Raw genomic sequence first — 12,128 nt, 5'->3', positions numbered from 1 at the left:
TGGAAGGTTATTTGGCTTGCTTATTTTTAGAATACCACACAATAAAAATTTATTTAAATGAAAAATGTTGACAAACTATTAGCTGGTTTATTTCATCTAAAAAAAGCATCATTCTGCATTTAAGCGGAAAATCTCCGCTTATTATACTTTTACTCGTTCCTCGATTAAGGACAAGACATTTCCTTCAGATAAAAGTGAGATGATATGACAGCCGAAACGTAGGATGTGGGGTTCTGGAGGATATGAATTCGATTAAATGATTCGATAACTTAAGAGTCGGCGCTGTTTTTCAGAAGGATAGGGATGGTTCTTTGCTTCCAAAAGGGGGAGGAATTAGTTTGAAGGAAGCAGGAGAGCCGTCACTATGCATTCTTAGTGAAACTTTTTTTCCTGTTTGCCGTAAAAGTAAATAATAAGGGAGGGAGAATGATTGAAAAAGTTTCTGGGAGTGGGCATCTTATCTATTATTTTAATTCTTGGGGCTTTTTATCTAATAAATTCAAGAAGTAGCACGACTTTTAATGAAATAGTGCCTGATACGGCAAAAATAACGTCTATTGAAATTATTAAGTCTTCTACTGATATTGAAGCAGTTATTGAAAATGGAAATGATATTAAAGAATTACTCAAGTCCCTTTCTGAGGCGGAGTTAAAGGGAGCAAAAATGGGTTCAATTCATTTTAATGAATCCTATTGGATCACTTTAAGCACAAATGAGAAGAGACAGGTAGGAATTACAGTTTACGATGATAAGTATTTATTGATATTTGATTACAACGAAAACAAGCAAACTACTTATCAAATAATCAATGGACTTGATTCATCCTATATAGAGCAATTTTTTAATTAGTGAGAGGAAAGCATGGGGACGGTTCTTGTGCTTCCTTAAAATATTAAATTGTAATTTTATATTTCGAGCCACCAATAAAAATACATTAATTAGGAGAATGAAATGTTAAATGTTAAATATAAAATGGGAATAATTTTTATTTTATGCCTAATCCTGCTAACCCTTGCTTCTTGTAAGCAAGTTGAAAAAGGCGGGAACCAATTAAGCGAGAACGAGCAAATAACAGTTGCCAAAGAAAATCTATTTTCGTTTGAGCACCCTAAAACCGAACAAAAGTATAAAATCGTGCATGTGAATCAATTGTTTCATCAGTATATTGAAAAGGTTAAGGAGAATAAAAGTCATTCAAATTTACAACTGTATAAAGAGGAAATCATTCAACCGATATACAAAGATTGTTTTGCAAACGGAGAATATCTTTATTTGGCAGATACTCTTCTCAATACGCCACCCGAAAAATTAGGAGAGTTACAAATGATAAGTAATATCATTGAAAAACGTAAGGAAGAAATCAATCAACTTATCCAAGAATCTATTTTAAAATCTGCGGACCTCTTGCCTTCTCAAAGTGATGTAGCAGTTTGTGTATTTCCATCCACTTATGTTGATATGTCGATGTTCGCGGTGGGGGCAGGGAAAATTATTTTTCCTTATAATTTGAATTATACAGATGATATTATTAAGGCAGGAATTGCTCATGAATACCATCATAGTGTTTGGACAGAAAAGCACTTGAAAAATAATACTCTTAATTCTGTTCTGGATAACATTGTCTTTGAAGGAAAAGCGGTAATGTTCCAAAGGACTGTTTACCCTGATATTGATTTTCCTTCAGTGGATTTAAATTACAATAAGGAATTATGGTCTAAAATTGAACCAGATTTAAATACATACAATTTAAGCCGTTCTTTAGAGATAATACAAGGTGGAAAAGAGTTACCGAGAAATTACGGTTACAGTGAGGGGTACAAAATGATTAACTCCTATCTTGAATACAATCCCGATAAAACACCTGTAGATTGGACAGCCGTAAGTACACAAGACATTATTGAAAAGGGAAAATACTTCGAGAACTACAAATAAAAATTATGGGACAATGTTTGATAATCCTTCAGGTCTGTCTTAGTCAATAAAAAGACAATAGGCTTGTTAAGCTATCAGAGGCGATGATCTAAGAAAGGTTGTTGCTATTTTTGTTGAAGTTATTTAACTATTGTGCTGGGTATTATACTGAAAATCAGCAGTGCATTTTTCTTATTGAATAAAGATGAAGAAAGGTTTAATAGGGGGGAAGAGCAATTGAGGAAATTAAATTCGATCATTATTCTACTTTTTCTTTTTATGCTTGTTGGCTGCAATCATGTGGAGGAAAAGATTGAAGAGGAATCTAAACAAGATAATATATTCTACTTTGGAAAAGGAAATGAATGGTTTGGAACGTATACAATATCGAAAGTGAATCACTCTTACTTTGAATCCTTATATATTCAGCACATTAGAGATCGTACGGACTCAGTGAAAGAGCAAGCAACTAACAATATTGGCAATATTGAATATGTATTAAATAAAGGGAATTCCCAACTTGAAAGTAACTATCCACAACCCATACAGGGAATTGGAAGTTTTCATACTGCGATAGAAGTGAGTGAGGATTTGATAAATAATATGTTTCCAGATCAACTAACATTAACAATAAAATGGAATGGAAAATCGGAAATCATTGAGTTGAAAAAATAATGAGAATGGATCTTTCTTATTAAAGGGCAGATTCGTGGTAGAAGGAGAAAGGGAACATATGAAGAAAAATTAGTCAGCGGATAATTAGACGGAAACTCAAGAGTCGGTGCTTCGGCTCTTTTTTCCTGCTCAACGAAATAGCTGATTAGGTGGATAACAGTAGGGGGACACTATTTTTAAAAAAAGGGGTAACCTTAATGAAAAAACGATTCTTAACTAGCTTATATATGTTATTATCTTGCGGCCTTTTTGTGTTATCAGGAAATCCTGTTTATTCACAAACTACAGCTCAGGTTGAATACCTATTCCCTGCCAATAAGGAAAAAGTGATTAATGAAACAGTAGATGAATTTTATCAAGCATTAAGGAATTTAAAGTATCCTATACATCAAGAATTTTACAGAAAACATGTTGGATTTTATAAAAATCATAAGGATAAATATGGAGTTATGGATGACACACTTTTTAAAGTTATTCCTGATGCATCAGTGAATTTCAGAAAAAAGGTACTGTTTCATGAGGTAGGGGAATTTAATTATGTAACTTGGGATGGAAATGGGATTCTTACAGCCTATCCAAATATAAAAATGAATCAAGCGATCAGCCCAGATAGACAAGTATATGTTTTCTATTCTTTTAAAGATACAGATAAAGCGTTCAGGGGAAGATGTGCGGTATATGACGTTGAAACAAAACAATTAATTGCTGGCGAAGCCATCTATATGAATAAGTACTTAAACGAAGTGGGGAGTAAGTGATACCTACATTTAGGTTAGAACGTTTTCAAGGAGTAGCAACTAAATACTTAGACAACTAACATTATTGGTTCCGTTCGCTTGAATTAGGGAAGAACTTCGCATTTGTCAAACGAGTGGAGAAAATGCTTATTTCAGCGTGTCAAAAATCTAATAGACTCACAGTTAATACTTTTAGAGATATAGCACAGTAACAAAAAAATAGCAGTTGCTATCCTAAATTTTCAGGCTTATCCACATAAAGGGACACGATGTATCCGCAGTGTCCACAATATTCTGCTGATATTGTTGAAGGTTTTTTGCCAAGATTTTTTTCGGGATACATATGAACTTGTCCAACAGTGGCTCCCATTACACCTTTTTTAATTTCTTCACTATTGCATTTCGGACATTTATCATTTTTCATAAAAAACCCCTCCTTAATTGTGTTTATTCTTAGCAAATCCATATATTTTAATAATAGCACACTAAATTCAATCCTAAAAACAACAAAGTTTACGAAAACAGCCTAAAGAAAAAACACATTGAATTCAGAAATTCAATGTGTTTTTCAGCAACTTCTTTATTATTATTTAGGCTTCACAGCCATAAATTCTTCAATTGTTTCAGGGGTGTTTTTACCTTCTTTTCCTTTGAAAAGGTCGATATTTACGGTCACATCCATGCAGCCAAGGTATGTTCCATTTTCATCACGTACTGCCATGAATTTTTGGTATATTTGACCAGTTTCTTCGCCAGAGCGTTTCGGGAACCAAAATTCCCATTCGTCACGTGCGCCTGAACGGAAATCATTCAATAATTTTTCAACATGGTGAGCCATTTTGGGGTGAAGCTCAAGCACAGGACGGCCAATTGCTTCTTTACGGCGGCCATGCACGCGGTCTGGATTATTTGAATACCAGCGGAAAATATCATTGGCATCGCAAAAACCCATTTCAAATGGCAAAAGATTAATAATTGAATCCAAAGTGCTTGCTTTAATCGCACCACTTTCAAAATTAATCACAGCTTCAGGGCTAATCAAATCTGATAATTTTTCTTCAGTCATATATAAGTCTCCTTTGTGAGAATAATATAATACAAAGATCTGTGAACCAAAATGCTTCCACTACTAGTATACTCTTTTTAATTCTAGTAGCCAATTAGTAGATTGCTTCCACATAGAGTGCTGCACAGTGTAAGAGTGTGCTTTTAAAAAAGGCGGGATTAATCAAATGGATTGCCATCATGCGAATCTTGGTGAATTTTCTTTTCAAATTTGGATAGTTTAAATGAGGATGGATTAATTCAAATTGAGGTGAATTCATTTTATGGCATCGAAAAGGCATCTAATATTAAATGTAATGCTCATCATCCTTCCGTGGTTATCGACCATATTTCTCGGAAAACGTAGCTTCAAACGGTTTTATTTATCGAGTGTTGTGATTAGTGTGTTTGAAATCATTAATCATTATTTTGGGCACCAAAAGAAGTGGTGGAAGTTTTATGATAAGCCAACTAACTTTTTAAGGGATGAACTTCCTTTTGATATTGGTCCTTATATGCCAGTATCAATGTGGATTCTAAAATTTTCATACGGAAACTTTAAAAAATATGTGTTACTTAATGCTATTGTTCATGGCCTTTTTTCGTTTCTCTTCATGCCTTTTCTTAAAAAAATAAAAATTCTTCATTTAAAGCGAATTAACTATTTTCAATTCTTTTTATACATACACTACAAAGCGTATATTTTGTATGCACTACAGTATTTGATTGAAAAAGTAAAAGGATATAACGTGATAAGGTTTTGAAATCACGATCTGTGTGTAAGAATTAAAAGGGGCAACATTTTTTAAAGTGTTGCTCCACCATTGATTTGAAGTATTTGTAGTAAATTTCTCTTTCTCATCTCCTATTAACCTTTGAAATTACCTAATCATTCATGAATTGGGCGCTAGTAAAATAACTTTAAATCTCAAAGAAGCCAATATATGTACAAATGCATATATTGGCTTTTTGTTCTCCTGTTGATCTTTTTTGGTAAATCCCTTGGCGGTAAAAAAGATAGGACGGATTCTTTAGTTGAATGAACAGAAACCATCCTTTTTTAGGGATGGTTTTTAAATAATGCGATTTATGATCTTTTTACTAATCAACCCAACTGCAACCCCAGGAATAACAAACAACATGGGAAGCCAAACAGGACCAAATAATACGCCAAATATCATTAATTCGGATGAAAAAATCAGTCCCACTGTTACAAAAAAAGCTGCGAAGGCATAGGGAAGGGAAGAAATAGGGTTTTTCCCTCCACCTGCATCTTTAACGGAATCCCAAATCGAAAAAAAGTATAAACAAGGGTAAAACATCAACCACTGATAATCTGCATGTTTGATGGCTTCACCAATTTCCCCGTGAAAACTCATAATAATAATTTGATTGAAATTGGCTTGTATATTAATTATAAATTCAAGTATTAATAAAACGATGCCTTTAAAATATTTTTTGTTTAAAAACTGCCCAAACCCAGGAAGGGCGATGCTCCATATTAGTTTTTCGATTATGTTTTTATTCATTGAACAAAACCAACGTTTAAATTAAACTTCTTTTGCAAGTTCGTTTCGATTAGGAGCAAGAGGGGGCTGTTCTAACCATTTATTTTGCACCATTAAGTTATACCATTTTTTTGTAACCATTAGATTTTTTAGAATCGTCATTTCATAAGTTGCCACAAGGTCTGTTCTCATTGCTGATGCGAGTCCTGCTCCATGGTAGTTTTGTGCAGCCTGGAACAAGAAACCAATATGATACAACATTAACTTATCGGAGAAAGGAGCGTCCGTTGAAGTAGTTACTTCTGTTTCCCAAGATTTCGGGACAGGTAAATTATCCGTTTGCATAATTTTTGCAAATGTTTTTATTTGACCATCAGCAGTTTTCTCAGAATCGGTTAAAAATTTTCTCACTTCTTTTGTCTGTGCGACTTGACTGAATGCGATTGAAAGTGTTTTAGTCATAATGCTCTTTTTAAGGTTGAAAGAAATGCTAATGATCTCTGTTGCTGCTAACATCCTACCCTTTCCAAATATGCCATCTGTAAAATCATTGCTGGAAATATACTCAGGGTTTTTCGCTGGATAAAATAAAGGGTCTCTTTGAAAACTACCTTTTTCAAGCAATAACTCAATGGTTTGATGATACATCTTCTTCGCATCGTTATCGCATGAATCGTAAAACTCCCTTAAGTCCTTTCTAACAGAAACAGCTAAAGCAGTAGTATGACCTAGTAAACCGTGTAATGTCATGATATGTAAATAATTTAGGCAAAAGATATCAGTGAATAATCTCGGTTTATCTTTAAAGAGGTCCGTATCAGTAAATCCAATGGGAACTGGAAATCCCTCGTTCTCCATAAAAGCGATGATTTGCTTTTTTTGTTTTTCAAATGTATTAATCGCATCCTCAAATATCGCTTTTATCGCCTCGTCTTCAATAATAGAAACCATATATTTATTCACAATGTCTATTGCTGTTCCGTTTATATATTCTCCCCAGAGTGTACCTATTTCTGAAGATGTGAGTTTTAATTTATTCTCATCCATATGACCACCTCGTGGATATTATTTACTCATTAGGTTAGATATATGAATTTTCTTGAATTAATTATGGGAAAGTTTTTTAGCAGTGGGCGGCTGACAATTTTATGGCTTTCAGCTCGTAGAACTTGGGAGTATCATTACTAGGATAGATTACAATTGGTAACAAGTGAAATAACAATATCGTATTTTATTTTATGGTTTTGCAACATACTTCATACGAGCACTTCTTTCTAAGTTTCTTGCTTCTTACTGTCAGTTTAGTAAATAATAATAGGTAAGAACACCAATACTTTCTCGGATATGTTGGATATTCAACACATTTCAATGATTGTTGAAAAAGTAGGAGGGAGTCATCAGATGACGGAAACGAAAACAGATCCCCGAATTCTGCGCACCCGCAAGTTAATTATGAATTCCTTTATTGAACTATCAGGTAAAAGGAATTCAAAGAGATTACAATCAAGGATATAACAGCATAAGCGATGATTAATCGTTCGACCTTTTATTATCATTTTGAGAATATAATACATCAATCAAAGAAATGGAGGATGAGTATGCAAATAACGACCGTTAAAGAAAATCATGTGGAAATAGCTGTTGTCAGCAGTCATGAGATCCTAATAAAAGATGTGCAGTCGGCACTGGATTTCATGGCGACCGTACAGTATGAAACAGGCTGTAATCGCATCGTTTTGAACAAATCAGCAATCTGTGAGGACTTTTTCCATTTACGTACGAGATTGGCAGGAGAAATCTTGCAAAAGTTCGTCAACTATCATGTGAAATTAGCCATTGTAGGCGACTTTACCGTTTATTCTAGTAAAAGTTTGAAAGACTTTATTTATGAGAGTAATAATGGGAGAGATCTTTATTTCTGCTCAAATGAAAAGCAGGCAGTTGAGAAATTAAGCTTGGTATAGTTCGATTATAAAACCTTTAGCTGATACATGAATTTTCTAAAGAACGTCCCTTTCATCTAAAGGAGATATCTTGTTCTTTAACAAGTATCGAGCAAAAGAAAAATAAGCGGAGAAATTCCGCTTAAATGCAAAATGAAGCTCATTTTGGGTGAAATAAGCGGAATTTTTCCGCTTATTCAATGAAAAACTGCTCGTTTTTGACTTTTTTAAGTAAATAGGCGGAGTTTTTCCGCTTATTTAGGCTATTATTATTAATAATTACGAAATAAGCGGAATTTTTCCGTCTATTTCTCCGCTCGACCTGATTCCGCAACTAATTAGTGCTAGATAATCAGCAACTTCCCATCTCTCCTCTAGATAACTTGTACCAATGCTTTTTTCTACCCCTAAACCGAATGGCATATTTTATTCAAAGGGTGTATTCCTTGATCGAGGAGATTCGCACATTTTTTTGTGGCCCTGTCCATTCTATACAAAATGTATAAATACGTATTTCAATGATAGAAAGGTGTATTCCTATGCTGAAACTGAATATAACTGAATTTGATCATGTAAAAAGAATCGTAAACAATAAGAATATCTCTTGCCCAACGTTCGTCCATTCTATTTTGGATGGCTATACAGAAGGAACCGTTTATGCGGATGCCAGATTGCCCCAATCCGTATTGATCAGCACAAATGCAGGTCTTTATTTCGTGGCAGGAGAAACCAATCACTCGGATTTCAATCATTTTCTCTTTGAGTTGTATCGGCAAAGGAAAAAGGAAAATTTGCGATTTACTTTATTTTCTTCAACGGAAAAATGGAATGATGTAATAAACAATCAGTTGAAAGAAAAAATCAAGCAGCTGCACCGACTTTCTTTTACATATAATATTAGTAAGATTTTAGATGATAAAAAAGTAGAATCTAGTGAATATGCGATCGAAAAAATAAATGCTGAATCAATAAAGAAAAGCCTAGAATTTAATCAGACATATTATAAAGAATATTGGGGATCTATATCCAACTTTATGGAAAAAGGCTTTGGCTTTTGTATGCTTCATCATGGAAAAATAATTAGTGAATGTACTTCGATTTTTTCTTCCAAGCAATTTGCAGAGATTGATATTGTTACGCATGAAGCGTATAGAGGACAAGGGTTGGCATTAACACTAGCAAAAATATATATCGATCATTGCCTGAAAAATCGTCTCGTTCCTAGATGGGACTGTGATGTGTCAAATGCATCTTCTATTAAATTAGCAAAAATAGTAGGATTTATCGATCCTGTTGAATATTCTGTTTTTGTTTAGCAAGTTGAAATGATTTCTGAATTTATGATTAATTAAAATCTATCATTCCCAGTTCAATCGTTGTAAAATAATATCAAACAATGGTTTAATTGACCAATGTTTATTCATTTAAAGGAGTTGAGTATTTATGAGCGATGTATTTTTTTACAAACCTTCAATTAAATCAATAAAAGGAGATTTATATGAACAGAGACAAATACTCAGCTATTGCCCACAGGGATCATGTTTTTAGCAATCCAATTAGTACGGAAAAGGTAAATAAATTAATCGATTTGATTCCATTAAAACCTGAAAACAAGATGATTGATATTGGAGCGGGATCTTGTGAGCTGCCCATTCGCTTTGTTGAAACATACGATGTAACCGCAACGGCCATAGAACGGTATGATGGGGCTATTAATCGAGGGAAGCAACGGGCCAATGGAAGAATCCCGATGGAAAAAATCGATTTCATACAGGCTGACGCCAAAACAGTAGTTGAAGCATTTCCCGAACATCATTTTGATTTAGGTGTATGTATAGGCTCCACTCACGCTATTGGTGATTTCAGTTCCACGATTCAAGCACTCAAGAAATGTGTAAGAAAAGATGGGTATATCCTTATAGGTGAAGGCTATTGGAAACAGTCTCCCAGTCCTGCCTATTTACATGCACTTGGTGCAGAAGAATCCGATTTAAAAAGTCACTATGAAAATATTCAACTAGGACAAAGTCTAGGGCTAATTCCCCTTTGGTCAACAACAGCCAGTGAGGATGATTGGGACCATTACGAATGGCTATATGCCATGTCAATTGAAAACTATTGCTTTCAGAATCCTGAAGATCCTGATTGTCCAGAAATGCTAGAAAAGATCAGAGCGTGGAAACAGACGTATAACAAATGGGGGAGAGATACATTAGGTTTTGCCCTCTATCTTTTTAGAAATTAACGGACTGCAGCCTCCTTTTTTAAGGGGGCTGTTTTTTTAATAGAGATATATATTCTTATTGAAACGATTGTTCCGATGAGAGATATAGTGTGAAAAGTATCTGAAAATTGAAACTAACCTAAGGTGATAACCGTATGATTAAGGGAGGGAATTGTTAAAAGAGGTCAATTGTTTTTACTCATAAAGCATTCTTATTCGAATATTTTAGCCCTTTTCTAACAATAGAAAAAGGAAGCTATAGCAAAAAATTTGCAAGGGGAGATGGGAATATGGCCAAATATGAAAACACATTAACTGGTGAATTTGAGAAAGTCGTTAAACATTTAGAAAATGATATTAGCATTAGCGCTAGCACCATGAATTTAGTGGATGAAAGCAATTATACGATTGGATTGACGAAAATAGCGGTGCGTGTGTATGATAAGTATTTTATGAGAAATGGCAATCGTGCAAGCTTGAGCCTTACTGTCGTCGGTGACAACGGTATGATTTTTGTTTCAGCCATTGGGGCTGGGGGAGGAAGCGGGATTTTATTTAACTTTAGTCTTGGGGCCGAAGACGATTTGGTGGAAATCGTGCAAAAAAGTGTAGAACAAATGAAATAATCTTTATTGGGTTGGCAAAATGGATTGTCCACTAACAAGACAACCCATCTAACCTGTTAATTATTCAATTCAACCGTTTCATTCCCATCAGTCGATTCAGCGCTTTGCCCTGTCATGCGTTTATAGAAAAAGGCGATTTGCTTCGTAAAATTACCGGTATCCCAATACTCGGCTGCTTCTGCTTTTACCTTTATTAAGACAACGTTCGGATCATCATAAGAGGTTTGCATGATTGTCTCATATGCTTTGCTCCACAATTCTTTTTTCTTGGCTAAATCCTCCACGATTTCTGCTCTTCCGCGGACGGAAACATAGGATTTACCTGCATATGCGACATTCACATCTTGATCATGGATAATTTCTTCATACTTACTAGTCTCTTTTTTTGTAAAAAACCATAAGTCCCCATCAAACTCGACTTCCTGTGTTTTCATTGGACGTGAAACGAGCCCTTCTTCCGTTACCGTCGTCAGCATCGCCGTGTCCACTTCTTTAATTAACTCTCTTAATGTATCCATTTCTTCTTGCTTCATATTAGCCATTTCCGTCACCTCATTTTTATGTATAGAGGTTATCGTGCCCTTGAAATCTGCTTTTATTCTGGTGGGTGGGTTGTTCAACTGAAGGAAAGTGAAAACAGAAGAACTGGAAGAAATAGAGGATTTAAACAGTTGAATGGCGAAAGTGCTAGGATCTAAGTAGGCAAGAGTATGGTTCATGTTTCTGATGAAGCATGAGAAACGCCCCCCTGTATCCCATAAAGGAGTTGTATAAAATGAATGAAAATAAAGGTACAGAAATAAAACCCTCTTTAAAAGCGGAAACCATTCTATCTCAGATCAATAGTAAAACTAAGCTAGGCGACTTGCGAAAAATCGCGAAGGACATTAAAACAGATCATGAACTAGCTATGGAACTTTGGTCAACCGAAGAGTTTTTGCTGAGACTATTAGCAATCTTAATTATGGATAAAAAACTTCTTTCACAAGATGTACTAAATAAGCTTGATAAGGATATGCAGACTCACACTTTTGATGAGCGAAATAACTTAATGGATTGGTTAATGGCTAATCAGCTTACCAAAGACAAGAAGAAAATTGCATTGATGGAGTCTTGGGAACATAGTCCTTATGCTCTTCAAAGGCGAGCTTTCTGGTATTATCAAGGGCGATTGCGATGGACGGGACAAACACCGCCTGATAACACCGCATATTTGCTATCTGCATTAGAAGCTACTATTACGAAGGAAGAACCAGAAGTACAATGGGCTATGAATTTCACCGCAGGCTGGATAGGCGTTTATGATGAAAAGAATCGTGCCCGTTGTATTAAACTTGGAGAGAAAACGGGTCTTTACAAAGATGAAAAAGTAGCAAAAGGTTGTACTCCCAACTATTTGCCGGAGTTCATTAAGATTGAAGTGAACAAACGACATAATAATTAGTTACCTTTGAAAAAG

Annotated in this window: 15 protein-coding genes and 2 pseudogenes; 12 read left to right on the top strand and 5 right to left on the bottom strand. The window is 34.8% G+C overall.

Annotation, left to right across the window (positions count from 1 at the left end; all coding sequences use genetic code 11):
- Positions 1–430 precede the first annotated feature (430 nt).
- The 5 genes and pseudogenes from J2Z40_RS17400 to J2Z40_RS17380 form a co-directional block, all read left to right on the top strand.
- A complete protein-coding gene (locus J2Z40_RS17400; RefSeq protein WP_066392142.1) occupies positions 431–850 on the top strand; it encodes a DUF5301 domain-containing protein in 420 nt (139 codons plus the stop codon).
- A 102-nt stretch (positions 851–952) separates the two neighbouring features.
- Positions 953–1,933, top strand: a complete 981-nt coding sequence (locus tag J2Z40_RS17395) for a DUF2268 domain-containing putative Zn-dependent protease (protein WP_066392147.1) — start codon at positions 953–955, stop codon at positions 1,931–1,933.
- A gap of 216 nt (positions 1,934–2,149) precedes the next feature.
- The gene (locus J2Z40_RS17390) at positions 2,150–2,587 is read left to right on the top strand and encodes a hypothetical protein (protein ID WP_066392150.1); all 438 of its coding nucleotides are present in this window, start codon (positions 2,150–2,152) and stop codon (positions 2,585–2,587) included.
- A 197-nt stretch (positions 2,588–2,784) separates the two neighbouring features.
- On the top strand, positions 2,785–3,345 hold the full coding sequence (locus J2Z40_RS17385; protein ID WP_066392151.1) for a hypothetical protein: 561 nt from the start codon (positions 2,785–2,787) through the stop codon (positions 3,343–3,345).
- Positions 3,346–3,359: 14 nt separating this feature from the next.
- Positions 3,360–3,536, top strand: a pseudogene (locus tag J2Z40_RS17380) (IS1595 family transposase); the annotation flags it as partial.
- A 17-nt stretch (positions 3,537–3,553) separates the two neighbouring features.
- On the opposite strand, the gene J2Z40_RS17375 reads toward J2Z40_RS17380, so the two are convergent.
- Both J2Z40_RS17375 and J2Z40_RS17370 read right to left on the bottom strand, forming a co-directional pair.
- Positions 3,554–3,748 carry a hypothetical protein gene (locus J2Z40_RS17375; protein ID WP_066392154.1) on the bottom strand — a complete coding sequence of 65 codons (195 nt, stop codon included), beginning with the start codon at positions 3,746–3,748 and terminating at the stop codon, positions 3,554–3,556.
- Between the two features lie 162 nt (positions 3,749–3,910).
- The gene (locus tag J2Z40_RS17370; RefSeq protein WP_066392155.1) at positions 3,911–4,390 is read right to left on the bottom strand and encodes a PAS domain-containing protein; all 480 of its coding nucleotides are present in this window, start codon (positions 4,388–4,390) and stop codon (positions 3,911–3,913) included.
- Between the two features lie 262 nt (positions 4,391–4,652).
- Here J2Z40_RS17370 and J2Z40_RS17365 point away from each other — a divergent pair, with 262 nt between their 5' ends.
- Entirely contained in the window at positions 4,653–5,132 is a 480-nt protein-coding gene (locus J2Z40_RS17365; protein WP_066392160.1) for a hypothetical protein, read from the top strand.
- Positions 5,133–5,441: 309 nt separating this feature from the next.
- On the opposite strand, the gene J2Z40_RS17360 is transcribed toward J2Z40_RS17365, so the two are convergent.
- Positions 5,442–5,897, bottom strand: a complete 456-nt coding sequence (locus J2Z40_RS17360) for a hypothetical protein (RefSeq protein WP_066392161.1) — start codon at positions 5,895–5,897, stop codon at positions 5,442–5,444.
- Positions 5,898–5,918: 21 nt separating this feature from the next.
- Positions 5,919–6,923 carry a DUF3231 family protein gene (locus J2Z40_RS17355; protein WP_066392162.1) on the bottom strand — a complete coding sequence of 335 codons (1,005 nt, stop codon included), beginning with the start codon at positions 6,921–6,923 and terminating at the stop codon, positions 5,919–5,921.
- 354 nt (positions 6,924–7,277) lie between these two features.
- On the opposite strand from J2Z40_RS17355, the pseudogene J2Z40_RS19895 reads away from it, so the two are divergent.
- The 5 genes and pseudogenes from J2Z40_RS19895 to J2Z40_RS17335 all read left to right on the top strand — a co-directional run.
- Positions 7,278–7,396, top strand: a pseudogene (locus J2Z40_RS19895) (TetR/AcrR family transcriptional regulator); the annotation flags it as partial.
- Between the two features lie 78 nt (positions 7,397–7,474).
- The gene (locus tag J2Z40_RS17350) at positions 7,475–7,840 is read left to right on the top strand and encodes a DUF4180 domain-containing protein (RefSeq protein ID WP_066392165.1); all 366 of its coding nucleotides are present in this window, start codon (positions 7,475–7,477) and stop codon (positions 7,838–7,840) included.
- A gap of 518 nt (positions 7,841–8,358) precedes the next feature.
- On the top strand, positions 8,359–9,135 hold the full coding sequence (locus J2Z40_RS17345; RefSeq protein ID WP_066392166.1) for a GNAT family N-acetyltransferase: 777 nt from the start codon (positions 8,359–8,361) through the stop codon (positions 9,133–9,135).
- Positions 9,136–9,317: 182 nt separating this feature from the next.
- The gene (locus J2Z40_RS17340; RefSeq protein ID WP_066392167.1) at positions 9,318–10,064 is read left to right on the top strand and encodes a class I SAM-dependent methyltransferase; all 747 of its coding nucleotides are present in this window, start codon (positions 9,318–9,320) and stop codon (positions 10,062–10,064) included.
- A gap of 269 nt (positions 10,065–10,333) precedes the next feature.
- Positions 10,334–10,669 carry a DUF6054 family protein gene (locus J2Z40_RS17335; RefSeq protein WP_066392169.1) on the top strand — a complete coding sequence of 112 codons (336 nt, stop codon included), beginning with the start codon at positions 10,334–10,336 and terminating at the stop codon, positions 10,667–10,669.
- Between the two features lie 56 nt (positions 10,670–10,725).
- Here J2Z40_RS17335 and J2Z40_RS17330 read toward each other — a convergent pair whose 3' ends face one another.
- Positions 10,726–11,211, bottom strand: coding sequence for a pyridoxamine 5'-phosphate oxidase family protein (locus J2Z40_RS17330; protein WP_066392171.1), 486 nt, complete (start codon positions 11,209–11,211; stop codon positions 10,726–10,728).
- A gap of 233 nt (positions 11,212–11,444) precedes the next feature.
- Between J2Z40_RS17330 and J2Z40_RS17325 the strand changes: the two genes are divergently transcribed.
- A complete protein-coding gene (locus J2Z40_RS17325) occupies positions 11,445–12,113 on the top strand; it encodes a DNA alkylation repair protein (RefSeq protein WP_066392172.1) in 669 nt (222 codons plus the stop codon).
- Positions 12,114–12,128: the final 15 nt, after the last annotated feature.

The sequence above is a fragment of the Cytobacillus eiseniae genome (genome assembly GCF_017874625.1).
Classification (GTDB): Bacteria; Bacillota; Bacilli; order Bacillales; family Cytobacillaceae; genus Cytobacillus; species Cytobacillus eiseniae.
The sequence above is the reverse complement of the archived record's forward strand: the minus strand, read 5'-3'. Positions and strand labels throughout refer to the sequence as shown.